This is a genomic window from Halodurantibacterium flavum, from assembly GCF_042681825.1.
Taxonomy (GTDB): Bacteria; Pseudomonadota; Alphaproteobacteria; order Rhodobacterales; family Rhodobacteraceae; genus Halodurantibacterium; species Halodurantibacterium flavum.
The window spans coordinates 16,608-33,848 of record NZ_JBHUGH010000036.1; the positions used below are offsets into that span (position 1 = coordinate 16,608).

The following is a 17,241-nucleotide window of genomic DNA, read 5'->3' on the forward strand; positions in this document are numbered from 1 at the left end:
AGGCGCTATGTAACCCCGCAGGAGGCGAATGTCACCCATGCCGACCGTCCAGACCAGCCCTCTGGTTCTTCCGCCGCCGTTCACGCAGGTAGCGGCCGATGGCAACGCGCTGCAAGAGGCGCTGCGCCTTGCGCCCGTCGAAGGTGCCGGAAGCTTTGTTTACCGCTGTGCCGGGGGCGTCTGGTCGGTCGCCGTGGTTCTGGAACCGGAGGTCCCGCTGGCCACCGCCCGTCTTGCCGTCTTTGCCGGAATGGGGGCGCTTGGCGACGCGCTTGCGGCCCATTGCGCGCCGGAACGTTCGGTCCGTTTCGATTATCCCGACGGCATCCGCTACGACAAGGCGCGCCTTGGCGGGGGGCGGCTGTCGGTGCCGCAGGGCTGCGCCGAGGATCAGGTCCCCGACTGGCTCGTGTTTTCCGCCGAACTCATCGCGGATCGGGATCATCTGGCCGATCCTGGTGTCTTTCCCGACAGCACCTCGCTGAAAGAGGAGGAGTTCGACGGCCCCGAGGCGATCATGGAGACCTTTGCCTCTTACCTCATGCTCTATTTCGACCGGTGGAAGCATCAGGGCTTTGCCGCCGTCGCAGAACGTTATCTGGCGCGGATCGACCCGCCGATGCTCAGCGGGACGCGCGTGCTGGAAGACGGCGATCTGGTCGAACGGACGCCGGGCGGGGCCGAGCGCCGCATCCGCCTTGCCGAAGGGCTTGCCGCCTGCCGCTGGCGCGATGCCGAGCGGGACGGGCCGCGTCTGTGATCCTCTTGCCCCGGACCATCCAGCTCGATCCCTCGGACACGGTGATCTTTGCCCCGGCGGCAGCACCGGGCGAATGGGCGGTGCCGGGGACCTTTCTCTATCATGGCCGCCCCGCCGGGAACCTGAACCGCAAGGAACAGATCGCGTTCCGCAGCGGGTTTCTGGGGGTCGAGAGCTTTGGCCATTCCACCCTTGTGACCGTGACCCCCGCCCGACCCGAGGAACGTGCCGCCGTGGTCGAGGCGCTGGCGGCGCAGTTCGTGGCAAAGCTTGGCGCCCCGGACATCGCGACCGCCCGCCCCGCCGCCGAGGAAGAGATCGCCTTTGCCGAGGATATCTGCCGCGGCCATCCGCAGGGGACGCTGATCGCGCTCCATCGCGCGCGAGAGGGGGATGATATCCGCGAACAGTTCCGCACCATCCGGCCCCGAGACGAAACCGCATTTTCGGCGGGCTATCTGCGCGGCCATGACCGGGCCTTCCACATCATCGAGACGGATGAGGACGATCCCGGCATCGACCTTCTTGATCTGCGAGGTAAGGAATGAGGGAGTTCTGGGTCGCAAGCGGCCATCACCTGACCCGGCTGGACGAGGCGGGACGGATGATCGTCACCGACGAATTGCTGCTCGCCTGGCTGGCCCGCCCCGAGATCATCCCGCCCGACGATGCCTGCGCCGCCGAGCGCGCGCTTTATGCGCGGTTGCGGCAGGACCCGCGCGCGCCTGTTCCGGAAACCGCCATCGCCGCGCTTGCCGACCGTGACGCGCAGGAAAACTGGCGCTTTCTTGCGGGATTGCGCGATACGCTGGTCATGGCCGGAACGGTTGAGGCCGCCTATCTTGCGCTGGTGCGGGAAGGGCGGCGGATGCCGGTCGTCTTTTACGACCAGCTTGTGCAACTGATCCTTCGGAATGCCTTGCAGGGGTGCGAGGATGTCCACACGCTGCGGGCCGCCGAACTCATGTTCCGCGCGCAGCGGGGGCATGTGCGGGACGGCGCATTGATGCTGGCCGATGAGGAACTGGTGTCCGAGATGGAGGCAGAGCGGCATCAGTCCCCGCTGACCGCGATGCTGTCGGGTGGCGTCGAGGGGCTGGACGTGCTGACCGATGCCAATGCCTGGACCTATTGGAGCAGGTCCGACGCCCATACGATGGTCCTGAACTTCGGCGGCGATCCCAGGGCGCGGCAGGGTCTGGCGGATGCCATGGCGGCCTTTGTGCGCCATCTGCTGGGCGAGGCGGTCCGCGTTTCCCCGAAGGTGACCGCCGAGGGCGTCGATCTGCGCTGGTTCGTCGGTCTCGACCAGACGGGGACCGCCATCGGCAACGCTCTCTGGCACGGCACGACGCCTGAGGGCACGATCGTCGGGCTCTTCACGCTTGAATTCGAGGATAACGGGTGGGTGCTTCCGTCGGTTCAGGGGCATCCGGTCTGGCTTATCCTTGGCTTGGATGAGGGCATGAGCCTGCGCATGAAGCCGCAGAATCTTGTGATGGGGCTGCCTCTGGCCGAAGGCCGGGCGCTGCATTAGACTGATCCGATGCCGACCGAAGTTCATAAGCTCGGGCTCGTCGCCCGGTCACGCCCGCCCGCGACGCGCTGGGGGGAACGGATGTTGCAGCCCTTTGCCTTGCTGATGCCGGCGCCCGGCATCGAGGCCCGGACCTGCCTGCGCCATGAGGCGAGTATCGAGGACTGGTATCTGGGCGCGCATGACCTGCTGCTGCATTCAGGCGACACCTCGCATTATCTGGACAACCTTCAGACGACGCGCCCCTCGGTCTGGGTGGCGCTGCGCCTTGCGCGGGACGCGTCCCGCGTGGCCGTTCATCTGCTGACCGTCGATCCCTATGAGGGCGAAGGGCTGGCCGGCGATCCCGGCCTTCTGGTCGCGACGGTCGAGATGCCGGCGGCGCTGAAAGCCGCGCTTGCCGATTTCACGACCCTCCATCATGTGGAGCTGCCGTTCGAAAAGCGACGCCGCAGCCCCGCCACCCCGGATCAGGACCCACGTGCGCCCCGCATCCTACGCCCCGATCAGAAATGGGGGCCGAAATGAGCGACAACTTCCTCGACCGCTGGTCGCGCCGCAAACGGGCCGCCAGCCAGCCCGGGCCGGAGGAGCCGCCGGCGACGGCGCCGGAGGTGCCCGGGGAAGTACCCGCCGCCGAGCCCCTGACCGAGGCAGAGCAGGAGGCGCTGGTCGCATCGCTGCCCGATATCGAGACGCTGGGCGTCGAAAGCGATATCCGCATGTTCCTGCAAAGGGGGGTTCCCGCGGCGTTGCGCAATGCCGCCCTGCGGCGGATGTGGGCGCTCGACCCGGTCATCAGCACGCATCAGGACGTCGCGCGCGATTACGCCTGGGACTGGAACACGCCCGGCGGCGTTCCGGGTCATGGCGGCCCCCTTTCGCAGGAAAGCGTGGCGCGCATGGTCGACCGGTTCCTCGGCAAGGAAGCCGTGACAGAGCCGGAGGCAGTGGCGACGGGACGACCTGAGACCGGCGAGATCCCCCCTGCACCGGCCGCCGAGGTTGCAGAAACGCCCGAAGAGCCGATCAATTCCCCTGCCGCGGCGCCTGAACCGGAGCCAAAGGACACTCCGCCCCGCCGCCATGGTCGCGCGACGCCCGCCTAGAAATCCGGAGAGCATTCATGATTTCGCAAGGTTTTGCGGCAGAATTATGTATTTCTCTTTGTGCATGCCGTGATATGCGATAATCTTGGGAACAAACCAGCCAGGGCGGCACGAACCGCCCAGCCAGTCAGGAAGGGCCGCCGACAATGACATCCGCCAGCCGGGCGCAGGCCGGGCAAGCCGTATCTCAGGATGATCTGCTGCGTGCGCAGCAATACGGCTTTATTGCGCGGCTTCTGTCGCAGGCCCCGGACGCCGCGATTCTGGATGATCTGCGCCGCCTCGACCCCGATGCCGGGACGCCGCTCGGTCAGGCCTATGCAGCATTGGCCGAAAAGGCCGCGACAGCTGATCCCAAGCGTGTCGAGCGGGAATTCTTCGAGCTTTTCATCGGCGTGGGGCGCGGCGAGTTGCTGCCCTATGCGTCGTTCTATCTGACGGGGTTCCTGAACGAACGTCCCTTGGCCGATCTGCGGGGCGATCTGCGCCTGCTGGGGCTGGAACGCGCGCCAGGACGGCATGAGCCCGAGGATAACATCGCCTTTCTGTGCGAGGTGATGGCCGGGCTTGCGACGGGCGAATTCGGCGCCCGCGGCCTTGACGATCAGGTGTTTTTCACGCGTCACCTCGCGCCTTGGGCGGGCCAGTTCTTTGACGACCTGGCCGCAGCGCCCAGTACGGATTTCTACGCCCCCGTCGCCGGAATCGGGCGTCTTTTCATAGAGATAGAGCGCCGCGCCTTTGCACTTGCGCCATAGGCGCGGCGTCACGGACCAGTTGGAATTCAAAGATGACCAAAACGGACAAGGGGCGCGGTGCCCCGCCTGAAAGGGAGGCGAACATGTCGGAAAAAGGCAGTCAGAACCGGATCGGACGGCGTGGCTTCTTCGGGGCCGCAGCAGGGGCGGCCTCGGCCGCAGCGCTCACCGCAGGCGGGGCACGCCCGGTTTTCGCCGAGGAAACCGGGGATGAGCGGACCCGCGCCCGCTATCGCGAGACGGAGCATGTTCAGGCCTTCTATCGCACCAACCGTTACTACAAGCCGGAGGAATGACCGATGCTCGTCAAACGCAGAACCGCTGAGGCAACGCGCGGCCGGCTCGCATCCGTGGCGACCGGGCTTGCGGCGAAGGCCATCGACCGTCGGTCCTTCCTGCGCGCTTCCGGGCTTGCCGTGGGCGGCATCGCGACCGTGGGTGCACTGGGCGCCGGCATGGTCCGCCGGGCCGAGGCCGGTTTCGTCAATCCCGCGATCGAGACAGAAATCCGCAAGAACATCTGCACCCACTGCTCGGTCGGTTGCACTGTCACCGCCGAGGTGCAGAACGGCGTCTGGGTGGGACAGGAGCCCAGCTGGAACAGCCCGATCAACCGCGGCACCCATTGCGCCAAGGGCGCCTCGGTCCGCGAGATCGTCCATGGCGACCGCCGCCTGAAATACCCGATGAAGAAGGTCGCCGGCGAATGGCAGCGGATCACCTGGGAACAGGCGATCGCGGAAATCGGCGACAAGATGCTGGATATCCGGCAGAACAACGGCGCCGACTCCGTCTACCTGCTCGGCTCGGCCAAATTCTCGAACGAGGGCGCCTATCTCTTCCGCAAGTTCGCGGCCTTCTGGGGGACGAACAACGTCGACCATCAGGCGCGCATCTGCCACTCGACCACCGTGTCGGGGGTTGCCAACACATGGGGCTACGGCGCCATGACCAACAGCTACAACGACATCCGCAACTCCAAGACCGTGATCTTCATGGGCTCGAACGCGGCCGAGGCACACCCCGTCTCGATGCAGCACATTCTTGCGGGCAAGGAAACCCAGCGGGCGAACGTGATCGTCATCGATCCCCGGTTCACCCGCACTGCCGCCCATGCGACCGACTACATCCGGATGCGCCCCGGCACCGATATCGCCATCATCTGGGGTATCATGTGGCACATCTTTGAAAACGGCTGGGAAGATCAGGAATTCCTGTCCCAGCGCGTCTACGGGATGGATCAGGTCCGGGCCGAGGTCGCGCGCTGGAACCCCGAGGAGGTCGAGCGTGTGACCGGCATCCCGGGCGATCAGCTGCGCCGCGTGGCCGAAACCTTTGCGACGCAGAAACCCTCGACCTTCATCTGGTGCATGGGCGGGACGCAGCACACGGTCGGCACCGCCAACGTCCGCGCCTATTGCAACCTGTTGCTGGCTACCGGCAACGTCGGGTTCGAAGGTTCGGGCGCCAACATCTTCCGTGGCCACTGCAACGTTCAGGGCGCCACGGATTTCGGTCTCGATATCACCAACCTGCCTTGCTACTACGGCCTGGTTGAGGGGGCGTGGCGCCACTGGTCGCGCGTCTGGGATGTGCCCTACGACTATTTCGTCGGGCGGTTCGACGCGGTGCCGGCAAAGGGCGGGCGCGATCCGCGGACGCCGGAACAGAACATGCAGACGCCGGGCATCCCGTCGACCCGCTGGTTCGACGCGACCCTTCTTGATGCAGAAGAGGTCGATCAGCGCGACAACATCAAGGCAATGGTGATCTTCGGCCACGGCGGCAACACCGTGCCGCGGATGCAGGACGCCCAACGGGGTATGAACGCGCTTGACCTGCTGGTTGTCGCCGATCCGCACCCGACCACCTTTGCCGCCCTGCATGACCGGGCGGACAACACCTATCTGCTGCCGATCGGCACGCAGTTCGAATGTTCGGGCAGCCGGACCGCGTCGAACCGGTCGGTGCAATGGGGAGAAAAGGTCGTCGAGCCGATCTTCGAGGCGTCGAACGACTATTCCGTGATTTACAGGCTCTCGCAAAAGCTTGGCTTTGCGGATGCGATGTTCAAGCAGTACGAGATGGTCGAGGGCAAGTTCGGCCCTGAACCGACGCCGGAGTCGATCCTGCGCGAAATCAACCGCGGCGGCTGGTCCACCGGCTACACGGGCCAAAGCCCGGAGCGTCTGAAGGCACATATGCGCAATCAGGACAAGTTCGACCTGGTGACGCTGCGCGCCCCGGCGGATGAGCCCGAGATCGGCGGCGATTACTACGGTCTGCCCTGGCCCTGCTGGGGTACGCCCGAATTCCGCCATCCGGGTACGCATATCCTTTATAACCCGAACATTCCGGTCCGGGATGGCGGCGGTGCCTTCCGTCCGCGCTTCGGGCTTGAGCATGAGGGCGCAACCCTTCTGGCCGAAGGAAGCTGGCCGGTCGGCTCCGAGATCGAGGATGGCTATCCCGAATTCACCATGGCGCTCCTGCGGCGGCTTGGTTGGGACGCCGATCTCACGTCCGAGGAACTGGCGGTGATCGAGCGTATCGGCGGCGGCGATCCGGAACGGATCGATACGGTCAGCTGGTCGACCGACCTTTCGGGCGGTATCCAGCGCGTGGCGATCGAGCATGGCTGCGTGCCCTTCGGAAACGGCAAGGCCCGGGCGATCGCCTGGAACCTGCCCGACCCGATCCCGGTCCACCGGGAGCCGATCTACACGCCGCGTCCCGACCTTGTGGCGGATTATCCGACCCGCGAGGACGGCCGCCAGTTCCGCGTTCCGAATATCGGGCGCAGCATCCAGCAGTCGATGGTCGACCGTCGCGTGAACGAGGCCTTCCCGATCGTGCTCACCTCTGGCCGTCTGGTCGAGTATGAGGGCGGCGGCGAGGAAACCCGGTCGAACCCGTGGCTCGCCGAGCTTCAGCAGGACATGTTCGTGGAGATCAATCCCGCGGACGCCGGCGCGCGGGGTATTGCTGATGGCGGTTGGGTCTGGGTGACCGGCCCCGAAGGCGAAAGCCGCGCCCGGGTCAAGGCGCTTGTGACCGAACGCGTGGCGCCCGGGGTGGCCTTCATGCCCTTCCACTTTGCCGGATGGTTCCAGGGTGAGGATCAGCGGGACAAGTATCCGCAGGGCACCGACCCCTATGTCCTTGGGGAATCGGTAAACGTCATCACGACCTATGGCTATGACCCGGTGACCGGGATGCATGAAGGCAAGGTCACGCTTTGCCAGATCGCGGCCGCGTAAGGGAGGATATCAAGAATGGCACGTATGAAATTCCTTTGCGACGCGGACCGCTGCATCGAGTGCAACGCCTGCGTCACTGCCTGCAAGAACGAGCATGAGGTGCCATGGGGCATCAACCGCCGCCGCGTTGTCACGATCAATGACGGTCTTCCGGGTGAGCGGTCGGTTTCCATGGCCTGCATGCACTGCACCGACGCGCCCTGCGCAAGCGTCTGCCCGGTCTCGTGCTTCTACACCACCGACGACGGCGTCGTTCTGCACTCCAAGGACACCTGCATCGGCTGCGGCTATTGCTTCTACGCCTGCCCCTTCGGCGCGCCGCAATATCCGCGGGTCGGCAACTTCGGCACGCGCGGCAAGATGGACAAATGCACCTATTGCTCGGGCGGCCCCGAGGCCGACATGACCGAGGCAGAATATGTCCGCTATGGCACGAACCGGCTGGCCGAAGGCAAGCTGCCTCTTTGCGCCGAGATGTGCTCGACCAAGGCGCTTCTGGCGGGGGATGGCGACATCATCGCAGATATCTATCGTGAACGGGTCGTGACCCGTGGCTATGGGTCGGGCGCCTGGGGTTGGCGCACCGCCTATGGCGAAACCGTTGCAGTGTAAGGGGACGACAATGAAACCCGTATCCTTCCTCTCGGCAATCGCCGCCTTCGCCATCATGGTGCTGCTCGGCCTCGGGGTGCCGGGGGCGAGCGCGCAGCAGATCAACCCGACGGCCAATTCGGTCCATGAGGATGCGCTGCTCGACGCGCTGCAAAGCGGGCAGACGGTGCATGGCCGTGTCTCGATCCCCGACCAGCGGGCGGCCGATCTCATCAAGCCCGGCAATCCGGGTTGGGCAAATCTGCATCGCGACACGATCACGCTGCTCTTTGCGGTGGCGGTGATCGGCTCGGTCGTGGCGCTGGCGCTCTTTTACCTCATTCGCGGGCGTATCCGCGTCGAGGCGGGTCTGTCGGGCCGCATGATCCCGCGCTTCAGCGCAATCGAGCGGTTTTCGCACTGGCTCCTTGCGGCAAGCTTCATCATTCTGGCGCTGACCGGGCTCAACCTCGTGGTGGGGCGCGCCGTGCTGCGCCCGATCATCGGGGACGGCGCGTTCGGCACGATGACCGCCTGGGGCAAGCTCGCGCATAACTACCTTGCCTGGCCCTTCATGGTCGCGCTGGTGCTGGTGTTCCTGTTCTGGGTCGCGCATAACATTCCCAACAAGATCGACATGCAATGGATCAAACAGGGCGGCGGCATCCTCAAGAAGGGGGCACATCCGCCGGCCAAGAAGTTCAACTTTGGCCAAAAGATGATCTTCTGGGCAGTTGTCATCGGGGGTGCGGCACTGTCCTTCACCGGGATCATGCTGCTCTTTCCGGTGGAAGCCGGCGCGGCCGCCGACTGGCAGCTTTATCAGGTGATCCATGGTGTGGTCGCGGCGCTGCTGTCGGCTGTCATCATCGCCCATATCTATATCGGCTCTGTCGGGATGGAGGGCGCCTTTGACGCCATGGGCAAAGGTGAGGTCGATGAAAACTGGGCGAAAGAGCACCATTCGCTCTGGGTGGAAGAGATGGAGGCCAAGAATCGCGCGGCCCCGCCCTCGGCGACCCCTGCCGAGTGACGCCATTGCCCACGGAAAAGGCCCGGCACGTGGTGCCGGGCCTTCGCATGACAGGTAGGCCCGAGTGAGCGAAACTCCGGAAATCGATGCAGCCGTCCACGAGGTGCTGTCGGGGCTGCGGCTGCCGGATGGCACCGATCCCGTATCGGCGGGGCGCATCGAGGCACTGGTGGCGCGGGATGGGCAGGTGACGGTCACGCTGCGCATCAACCCCGCAGAGGCGCCCGCGCTTTCCGGTCTTCGCGCCGAGGCAGAGCGCCGGATTGCCGCCCTGCCGGGCGTCGTCAAGGCGTCCGTCGTGCTGACCGCAGCGCGCGAGGCGACCGTGCTGACCGCAGCGCGCGAGGCGCCGGCGCAAGAAGCGCCGCGGTTGCGCGCCGCGCCCGCCAAGGTCCTGCCAGAGGTGGGAAAGGTCGTCGCCGTCGCCTCGGGCAAGGGCGGCGTCGGCAAATCCACCACCAGCGTCAACCTTGCGCTTGGGCTGCGGGCGCTCGGGTTACGGGTCGGGATACTGGATGCCGATATCTATGGTCCCTCGCTGCCGACGCTTCTGGGGCTGGTCGGTCGTCCGCAGGTGGGCCCCGACCGGCGGCTGATCCCGATGGAGGCGTTCGGCCTCAAGGTCATGTCGATCGGCCTTTTGGTCGATGATGAGACCGCGATGATCTGGCGCGGGCCGATGGTCATGTCGGCGATCACCCAGATGCTGGCCGATGTGGATTGGGGGCGGCTCGATGTGCTGCTGATCGACATGCCCCCGGGGACGGGCGACGCGCAGCTTGCCATCGCGCAGGGCACCACGCTTGCCGGTGCGGTGATCGTTTCCACGCCTCAGGATCTTGCGCTGATCGACGCGCGGCGCGGCATCGCGATGTTCCGCAAGGTCGATGTGCCGGTTCTGGGCCTTGTGGAGAACATGGCGCATTTCATCTGCACCGATTGCGGCGCGCGGCACGACATCTTCGGCAGTGGCGGCGCCGAGGCCGAGGCTGCCCGGCTCGGCGTTCCCTATCTGGGCGCGGTCCCCCTGACAATGGAGTTGCGGGAGGCGTCGGATCGCGGCCGCCCGGTCACGGCCCTCTCGCCCGACGGGGTGCTGGGACAGGTCTATACCGGGCTGGCCCGCAAGCTTTCCGACGCGCTCGATATTTGAATTTGATAGTCTGATCGGCGGAAATCCGCTACAATACACCCATCAAGGAGGGGTCCAAAATGAAAGCATTCATCGCCGCTATCGTGGTCGCTGTAGCTGTGGCTGCCGGTGCTGCCTATGTGCTCGACAACCGCTTTCAGATGACCAGCCCGGAGGCGTTCACGACCGAAGGCGCGCGCCCGAATTCGCCGGGCGGCAATCTCGTGCAGTTCTGAACTCAGAGCCCGAAACTGCCATAGGGCAGAAAACGCACCAAGTCGCCCGGCTTTACATGCCGGGCGCCGTCGTCCAGTTCGACCAGACCTTCCGCCCAGCTGAGGCCGCTGATCCGCCCCGATCCTTCGGAGCGGAAGACCTCTGCCTGACCCTCGGGCGTCAACCTTGCGCGCAGATACTCCCGCCGCCCGGCTTTTTTGCGTTTTTCAAAGGCTGCGGGTACGTCGAACCCCATCGGCGCGGTCCAGCCAGCGCCTGACAGCATCGACAGCGCCGGTCGCCCGAAGATCAGCGTACAGACGAAGGCCGCGACCGGATTGCCGGGCAAGCCGAAGACCGGGACGCCCTGCCACAGCGCAAGGGCCAGCGGGCGCCCCGGCTTGATGGCGATCCGCCAGCTTTGGAGCGTCCCCGCCTCGCGCAGCAGGGCCGATACGTGGTCTTCATCCCCCGCCGACGCGCCGCCGGAGGTCAGGATCACATCCGCCTGCTGCGCGCCCTCATCCAGTCGTTCCGCAAGGGCGCGCCGGTCATCCCCGACATGCCCCAGATCGACCGGCGTGTAGCCCCAGCGCGCCGCAAGCGCCAGAAGCATCGGCCGGTTGGCGTCATGGATGCGCCCGGGCTTGGTCAGATCGGTCGAAAGATCCGGCTCGATCTCATCCCCCGTCGACAAGACGCCGACGCGCAGCCGGCGAAAGACGTCCAGGGTTCCGAGGCCTGTCGCGGCGAGCAGCGCAAGATCCGGCGCGCGCAGCACGTGTCCGGCGGGCAGGGCGCGGTCGCCGGCGCTCAGATCCTCGCCCGCACGGCGGGTGTTCGCGCCCTTGCGGACGGGTCCTTCAAAGGCGATGCGCTGTCCGTCGGTGGAACAGTCTTCCTCCAGCACCACGGTATCGACGCCTTGGGGCAGGATCGCGCCGGTCAGGATGCGCAGGGCGTGGCCGGGCGTTACCGCTCCCTGAAACGGCACCCCGGCCGCCGCCCGCCCGGGCACAAGCGGCAAAAGCTGCGGCCCCTCGCCGGTCGCATCGTGGGCAAAGCCATACCCGTCCACCGCAGAATTCGGCGCCGGAGGGTTGGAGCGCCGGGCCACCGCGTCCCGCGCCAGAACCCGGCTGTCGGCCCGCGCCAGATCCACGGTTTCCGTTTCTACGACCGGTTCCAGACGGGCGCGCAGCAGGGCGAGCGCCTCATCCACCGGGGTCCAGTTCACACCGGCCGGCAGAGCGAAACAGTCGTTGCGCAGACGCGGCGGTGCGAGGCGGGGCGTCGTCGCGGCTTTCAACTGCGCCTCGGCGCCGACGCCGAGAATCCAGCCTTCCTCGCTCAGGATCTCGGCCGAGGCATCAGGCGAGAAAACCGCGCCTATATCGGGACCGAGCGCCATGAGCGCGCGCGCCAGAAGCCGCACCTGGGCCTCATCCCTGATGGCGCCGGTCCGGGCGATCTCATCCGTGACAGCCCCGGCCAGGAGCGAGGGGTAGACCTCGGCCAGAACGATCTGCGCCAGCGGCTCGAACGGCCAGACGGAAAGCTGCGTCCCGAAGCTCCGGCGCAGCTTTTGGAGCGCCGCGATGCCCAGGATCGCCTGTGACCCCACGGAGCCGGTCGTGTACAGCTTCCAGCAGCTTTGCGCCCGGGGCACCCGCTGTTCGACCAGCCGGCGTTCCGGCAGCCCGTGCCCGTGACGCTCGGTCCCGCGTTCCGGCAAGGCGGGCAGGTCCAGCGCCGCGGGACGCCCCCAGAAGGGGCCCATGCCGGGAAAGCCCTGGTTGATGGTGGCGGCAAGCTCGAACCGGTTGTTGCGGTTGTCGGGATCGTCGTTGATGCGCGCGGCGATCCAGTCCCACAGGGCCAGCGCCGAGGGGCGACCGGTCAGCGCCGCCGCAAGGCCGCGCGGATATCCGAACGGAAAATCGGCACCGATCAACAGCCTCTCGCCTTTGGACAGGCTTTCGCGCGCCAGCGTTTGCAGCGCCTCGACAGCGCTCGCGCGGGTGCGGAAATAGGTGGTCTCGACCTGATCGCCGGCGGCAACGGCGAGCCATATCGCATCGGGCGACGGACGGGCGGGCGACGGAACCGACGCCGCTGACCAGTCGATTACCGCGATGCGATCGAACCTCACAGCCCCACCTCGCGCAGGATGAAGTCGGCGATCGCGCCCGTGTCGTCGAGATCGAAGAGCGGAACCGAGAGTCCGGACAGCGCGCTGTCGCTTGCCACGGCGCGCACCGTCGGATCGGTTGCGGCCAGCAGATCGCGTGCGGCGGCGGCACGATGCGCCTCGACCTTCGGGTGATCGTCGCGTTTGTAGCCCTCGACCAGCACCAGATCGACCGGCGACAGCCGCGACAGCAGCGCAGCAAGGGGCGGTTCGGGCGCATCGCGCAATTCGTGCATCAGCGCCCATCGCCGCCCCGACGCCAGCAGGACCTCTTGCGCGCCCGCGGCCCGGTGGCGGTAGCTGTCCCGCCCCGGCTGGTCGATATCGACGTTGTGATGGGCGTGCTTGATCGTCGAGACCGTAAGGCCGCGCCCGACGATCTCTGTCACCAGACGCTCGACAAGGCCGGTCTTGCCGGTGTTCTTCCAGCCCACGATACCGTAAAGCTTCATATCCCGTCCCGCAAAGTCTTTCGCAGAATCTGCTCCGCCAGCGCCATATCCTCGGGCGTGTTCACGTTGAAGAAGGGATCGTGCGGACCGACCGGAAAACACGCCGTTCCCGCGCCGTGCCGATCGGTCCAGAGAACGATCTTGCGCAGCCCGTCCGCCAGCGCGGCCCGCAGATCGTCGCGCAGCGCGGTGGGCCAGAGACCGAAGGTCGGATGCCGGCGCAGCCGCCCCGTCTCATCCGGTGTGGCCGCGAGCGCGAGGCCCGAGGGGCCAGCCGCCGCTGTCAGCCGTGCAACGAGGTCCCTAGGGAAAAAGGGTGTGTCCGCTGCGGCGGTGACGATGGCCGCATAGCCCGCGGCCGCCGCCCAGTCGAGCCCGGCAAGCACGCCCGCCAAGGGCCCCGGATGGTCGGGCAGGCTGTCCGCCAGAACCGGCAGGCCCAGATCGGCAAACCGCACCGGATCGCCGTTCGCGTTAAGCGCCACGCGCGCGACCTGGGGGGCCAGACGGTCTATCACATGGTCGATCAGGCGCCGGTCGCCCAGGGCGCGCAGCCCCTTGTCCCCGCCCCCCATGCGGGTTGCGCGCCCGCCAGCAAGGATCACGCCTGCGATATGGGGCAGCTCAGTCATCCGACGCCCCCTTGCGACGGTTGCGGGCCTCATCCTCGGGGATTGCCAGCGGATCGGCATCGCGGATCAGGCGCGCCTCTCCGGACAGGCAGACAAAGCGCCGCCCCCGCATCCGTCCGATCAGCGTCAGGCCAAGCTGCCGCGCGATCTCCACCCCCCAGGCGGTAAAACCCGACCGGCTGGCGAGCACGGGAATGCCCATCATCGCAGTCTTGATCACCATCTCCGATGTAAGCCGTCCGGTCGTGTAAAGGATCTTGTCGGCAGCCTCGATCTTTTCGGACAGCATCCAGCCCGCGATCTTGTCGACGGCGTTATGGCGGCCGACATCCTCCATGTAGATCAGCGGGCGCGGCCCCTTGCACAGCACCGTCCCGTGGATCGCCCCTGCCTCCAGATAGAGGCTCGGCGTGCGGTTGATCCGGTGCGCCAGTTCGTAAAGCCATGAGGTCCGCACGGGCGCCTGAGGCAGAACGACGCCCTCCAGCCCCTCCATCATGTCGCCAAAAACAGTGCCTACCGCACAGCCCGAGGTCCGGGTCTTCTTGCGCAGCTTTTCCTCATAGGTCGTCTGGCTGGCGGTGCGGACGACCACGGTTTCCAGTTCCTCGTCGTAATCGACGCCCGTCACGGTTTCGTCGGGGCCAAGCATCCCCTGGTTCCGCAGGAACCCGAGCGCGAGATATTCGGGATAGTCCCCGATGGTCATCGCCGTGACGATTTCCTGGGAATTGAGAAAGATCGTCAGCGGCCGTTCCTCGACCACGTTCAGATCGACCTCGGCGCCCGACTGGTCATGCCCGACCAGCGCGCGGGTCAGGCGCGGGTTCGTCGGGTCGGGCCCGATCAGGTAATCGGTGTCGGTCAAGCTTGGCATGGGCGGTCCTTTTGTGGCCCCCAACCTGCACCGGTCGGATGGGCAAAGTCCAGAGCGGCGCTGTTGCCAGCCAAGGGTCGGCGGCCTAGGGTATCGCGTCAAAAGGGGGATCAAGGGATGCGCATGGCCTTCACCGCACTGCTGCTTGTGGCCGTGTCCGTGGTGTTGCCCGGCGGGACGGGAACGGCCGCCTTTGCGCAGGATCTGCGCGGGCACGGCGGCCCGGTTTCGGCGCTGGTCGTAGAGGGGGGAAAGGCGCTTTCGGGCAGTTTCGACACGCGGGTGTTGCTGTGGGACATCGGGTCCGGGACCGCACGCCGCGCCCTGCGCCTGCACGAAGGGAACGTCACCGCCGTTGCCTTTCTGCCGGACGGTCGTCTTGTCTCGGGCGGGCAGGACGGGCGTGTGGTGGTCTGGGGCGCCGACGGCGCGCCGGAACGGGTCGAGACGCTGCATGAGGCGCCGGTGGCGGCGCTTTCGGTGGCGGCGGAAAGTGTCGCCTCGGCCGGATGGGACGGTCGGATTTTCGTAATGGACGGGGACGATGCGCCGCGTCAGCAAGGGGGGCATGACGGGCAGGTGACCGGGCTTGCCCGGCTGCCGGACGGGCGTCTTGTCTCGGTCGGTGCCGATCTGCGTCTTGTGGTCTGGGATGGCGGCGCGCCTGCGGCGAGTATCGGCCTGCCGGCCCAGCCGAACGATCTGGCAATGGCGGGCGATGTCGCGGCGGTGGTCTTTGCCGACGGGGCGCTGCGCCTCGTGTCGCCGCTGGACGGCGTGCTGCGCGAACGTTTTCTTGCAGATCGCCCCCTGATCGCGGTCGCGGCCGCCGAAGGGCGGCTGGCCGTCGCGGCGATCGAGGGTACGGTCTGGGTGCTGGACGCCGAGGGCCAGGACCCGCCCCTGTCCATCGCGCCGGGGCAGGGGCCGGTCTGGTCGCTCGCGTTGGCGGGCGGGGAACTGTTTACCGGCGGTGGGGACGGGATCGTCCGGCGCTGGGATGCCACAACCGGCGATCCGCTGTCCGTCGCGGCCCCCGATGATCCGCGCGTTGCACAACTGACCGCCGATGGCAGCCGCGGGGCAGAGGTCTGGCGCGCCTGCGCGGTCTGTCACAGTCTTGGTCCCGATGACGGCAACCGCGCCGGTCCGACGCTGCACCGCATCTTCGGGCGCCGGATCGCGACGCTGCCGGGTTATGAGTTCTCGCCGGCCCTGCGCGGGATGGACATCGTCTGGACGCCGGAAACCGTGTCCGAACTGTTCGAACATGGCCCGGACGCCTATACGCCCGGCAGCCGGATGCCGGATCAGCGGATCACCGACGCGGGCGACCGGGCCGCGCTGATGGAGTTTCTTGCCCGCGCCAGCGAATAGTGCAGGGTGATTATTCGAGAAAGGAGACCATATGAAACTGGCACGTATCGGCGCCCCGGGGGCAGAGGTGCCCGCGCTGCTCGGCCCGGATGGCCGTTACCGCAGTCTGGTGGGGCATGTCGCCGATATCGCGGGCGAGGCGCTTTCCGACGCGGCGCTTGTGCGGATCGCAGCACTCGACCCCGAAAAGCTGCCCGTCCTGCCCGAGGGGCGGATCGGCCCCTGCGTGGGCGCGGTGGGCAAGTTCATCTGCATCGGGTTGAACTATGCCGATCATGCGGCCGAGGCGGGGATGCCGATACCGACCGAACCCGTAATCTTCATGAAGGCCACCAGCGCGATCTGCGGCCCCAACGACCAGATCCTGATCCCCCGCGGGTCAGCCAAGACCGACTGGGAGGTGGAGCTGGGCATCGTCATCGGCAAGGCGGGCGTCTATATCGAGGCGGCGGATGCGATGGACCACATCGCCGGCTACTGCGTCGTCCATGACCTGTCCGAGCGCGAATTCCAGAACGAGCGGGGCGGCACCTGGGACAAGGGCAAGGGCTGCGACACGTTCGGGCCGATCGGCCCATGGCTCGTGACGCGGGATGAAATCGCCGATCCCCGCGCGCTGCGCCTGTGGCTGGAGGTGGATGGCGAGCGGATGCAGGACGGCAGCACCGCCACGATGATCTTCGACCTGCCAACCATCGTGTCCTATGTCAGCCAGTTCATGAGCCTCCAGCCCGGCGACGTGATCACCACCGGCACGCCCCCCGGCGTGGGCATGGGCCGGACCCCGCCCCGTTTCCTGCGTGGCGGAGAGGTCGTGACGCTCGGGATCGAGGGGCTGGGGGAACAGCGCCAGTCGGTCGGCCGCGCCTGAGGGCATGCCAAGCGGCGGGCATGAAAAAGGGGCGCAGCGCGCCCCTTTTCCGTGCGTTGGAAACGCCGGATCAGACCGACTGGGCGATCCAGCTTGCCAGCGCGGCCTTGGGTGCAGCGCCCACCTTGTTCGACACGACCTCGCCATCGCGGAAGAGGAAGAGCGCCGGAATACCCCGCACGCCCATCTGGGCCGGAGCGTTCGGGTTCTCGTCCACGTTGACCTTCACGATCTTGACGCGGCCGGCATATTCTTCCGACAGTTCCTCAAGCGCGGGACCGATCTGTTTGCACGGACCGCACCACTCTGCCCAGAAGTCCACGACGACGGGAATGTCGGATTGCCGGACTTCGGCATCGAAGGTGGCGTCGGTTACGGCGACGGTAGCCATGGTGATCTCCTTTTCGGGGGGTAGCGGCGGTTGCCCGTGAACCTAAGAACGCCG

General features: G+C 66.7%; 19 protein-coding genes. 14 read left to right on the forward strand and 5 right to left on the reverse strand.

Going from position 1 to position 17,241, the window contains the following annotated elements; genetic code table 11:
* Positions 1-28: 28 nt before the first annotated feature.
* The 12 genes from ACFSGJ_RS18600 to ACFSGJ_RS18655 all read left to right on the forward strand — a co-directional run bounded on the left by ACFSGJ_RS18600 (position 29) and on the right by ACFSGJ_RS18655 (position 10,416).
* Complete coding sequence (locus ACFSGJ_RS18600; protein ID WP_390265367.1) at positions 29-760, forward strand: biotin/lipoate--protein ligase family protein; 732 nt, start codon at positions 29-31, stop codon at positions 758-760.
* Complete coding sequence (locus ACFSGJ_RS18605) at positions 757-1,308, forward strand: DUF6505 family protein (protein ID WP_390265370.1); 552 nt, start codon at positions 757-759, stop codon at positions 1,306-1,308. The genes ACFSGJ_RS18600 and ACFSGJ_RS18605 overlap by 4 nt, the downstream gene beginning before the upstream one ends.
* Positions 1,305-2,297, forward strand: a complete 993-nt coding sequence (locus ACFSGJ_RS18610; protein ID WP_390265373.1) for a DUF6352 family protein — start codon at positions 1,305-1,307, stop codon at positions 2,295-2,297. Before ACFSGJ_RS18605 ends, ACFSGJ_RS18610 begins: the two co-directional genes overlap by 4 nt.
* 9 nt (positions 2,298-2,306) lie before the next feature.
* The gene (locus ACFSGJ_RS18615; protein WP_390265376.1) at positions 2,307-2,825 is read left to right on the forward strand and encodes a DUF3305 domain-containing protein; all 519 of its coding nucleotides are present in this window, start codon (positions 2,307-2,309) and stop codon (positions 2,823-2,825) included.
* Complete coding sequence (locus tag ACFSGJ_RS18620) at positions 2,822-3,406, forward strand: DUF3306 domain-containing protein (RefSeq protein WP_390265379.1); 585 nt, start codon at positions 2,822-2,824, stop codon at positions 3,404-3,406. The genes ACFSGJ_RS18615 and ACFSGJ_RS18620 overlap by 4 nt, the downstream gene beginning before the upstream one ends.
* 146 nt (positions 3,407-3,552) lie before the next feature.
* Positions 3,553-4,164, forward strand: a complete 612-nt coding sequence (locus ACFSGJ_RS18625) for a TorD/DmsD family molecular chaperone (RefSeq protein ID WP_390265382.1) — start codon at positions 3,553-3,555, stop codon at positions 4,162-4,164.
* 32 nt (positions 4,165-4,196) lie between these two features.
* On the forward strand, positions 4,197-4,460 hold the full coding sequence (locus ACFSGJ_RS18630) for a hypothetical protein (protein WP_390265384.1): 264 nt from the start codon (positions 4,197-4,199) through the stop codon (positions 4,458-4,460).
* 3 nt (positions 4,461-4,463) lie between these two features.
* Positions 4,464-7,424, forward strand: a complete 2,961-nt coding sequence (locus tag ACFSGJ_RS18635) for a formate dehydrogenase subunit alpha (protein WP_390265386.1) — start codon at positions 4,464-4,466, stop codon at positions 7,422-7,424.
* A gap of 15 nt (positions 7,425-7,439) precedes the next feature.
* Positions 7,440-8,036 carry a formate dehydrogenase FDH3 subunit beta gene (fdh3B, locus tag ACFSGJ_RS18640; protein ID WP_390265389.1) on the forward strand — a complete coding sequence of 199 codons (597 nt, stop codon included), beginning with the start codon at positions 7,440-7,442 and terminating at the stop codon, positions 8,034-8,036.
* Between the two features lie 10 nt (positions 8,037-8,046).
* Positions 8,047-9,048: a formate dehydrogenase subunit gamma gene (locus ACFSGJ_RS18645; protein ID WP_390265392.1), complete on the forward strand. Its 1,002-nt coding sequence runs from the start codon at positions 8,047-8,049 to the stop codon at positions 9,046-9,048.
* A 64-nt stretch (positions 9,049-9,112) separates the two neighbouring features.
* Positions 9,113-10,201, forward strand: a complete 1,089-nt coding sequence (locus ACFSGJ_RS18650) for an Mrp/NBP35 family ATP-binding protein (RefSeq protein ID WP_390265395.1) — start codon at positions 9,113-9,115, stop codon at positions 10,199-10,201.
* 59 nt (positions 10,202-10,260) lie between these two features.
* A complete protein-coding gene (locus ACFSGJ_RS18655; RefSeq protein WP_390265398.1) occupies positions 10,261-10,416 on the forward strand; it encodes a hypothetical protein in 156 nt (51 codons plus the stop codon).
* Between the two features lie 2 nt (positions 10,417-10,418).
* Here ACFSGJ_RS18655 and ACFSGJ_RS18660 read toward each other — a convergent pair whose 3' ends face one another.
* From ACFSGJ_RS18660 to ACFSGJ_RS18675, 4 genes are read right to left on the reverse strand one after another with little or no spacing between them, the layout of a single operon-like run.
* The gene (locus ACFSGJ_RS18660) at positions 10,419-12,548 is read right to left on the reverse strand and encodes a molybdopterin-binding protein (protein WP_390265401.1); all 2,130 of its coding nucleotides are present in this window, start codon (positions 12,546-12,548) and stop codon (positions 10,419-10,421) included.
* Entirely contained in the window at positions 12,545-13,039 is a 495-nt protein-coding gene (gene mobB / locus ACFSGJ_RS18665; protein ID WP_390265404.1) for a molybdopterin-guanine dinucleotide biosynthesis protein B, read from the reverse strand. The genes ACFSGJ_RS18660 and mobB overlap by 4 nt, the downstream gene beginning before the upstream one ends.
* The gene (gene mobA / locus ACFSGJ_RS18670; RefSeq protein WP_390265406.1) at positions 13,036-13,671 is read right to left on the reverse strand and encodes a molybdenum cofactor guanylyltransferase MobA; all 636 of its coding nucleotides are present in this window, start codon (positions 13,669-13,671) and stop codon (positions 13,036-13,038) included. The genes mobB and mobA overlap by 4 nt, the downstream gene beginning before the upstream one ends.
* The gene (locus tag ACFSGJ_RS18675) at positions 13,664-14,548 is read right to left on the reverse strand and encodes a formate dehydrogenase accessory sulfurtransferase FdhD (RefSeq protein ID WP_390265409.1); all 885 of its coding nucleotides are present in this window, start codon (positions 14,546-14,548) and stop codon (positions 13,664-13,666) included. The genes mobA and ACFSGJ_RS18675 overlap by 8 nt, the downstream gene beginning before the upstream one ends.
* Positions 14,549-14,671: 123 nt before the next feature.
* Here ACFSGJ_RS18675 and ACFSGJ_RS18680 point away from each other — a divergent pair, with 123 nt between their 5' ends.
* Complete coding sequence (locus ACFSGJ_RS18680) at positions 14,672-15,925, forward strand: c-type cytochrome (protein ID WP_390265412.1); 1,254 nt, start codon at positions 14,672-14,674, stop codon at positions 15,923-15,925.
* Positions 15,926-15,956: 31 nt separating this feature from the next.
* Positions 15,957-16,796: a fumarylacetoacetate hydrolase family protein gene (locus tag ACFSGJ_RS18685; RefSeq protein WP_390265415.1), complete on the forward strand. Its 840-nt coding sequence runs from the start codon at positions 15,957-15,959 to the stop codon at positions 16,794-16,796.
* A 70-nt stretch (positions 16,797-16,866) separates the two neighbouring features.
* Here the strand turns inward: ACFSGJ_RS18685 and trxA are convergent, their stop codons facing one another.
* A complete protein-coding gene (trxA, locus tag ACFSGJ_RS18690) occupies positions 16,867-17,187 on the reverse strand; it encodes a thioredoxin (RefSeq protein ID WP_390265418.1) in 321 nt (106 codons plus the stop codon).
* Positions 17,188-17,241: the final 54 nt, after the last annotated feature.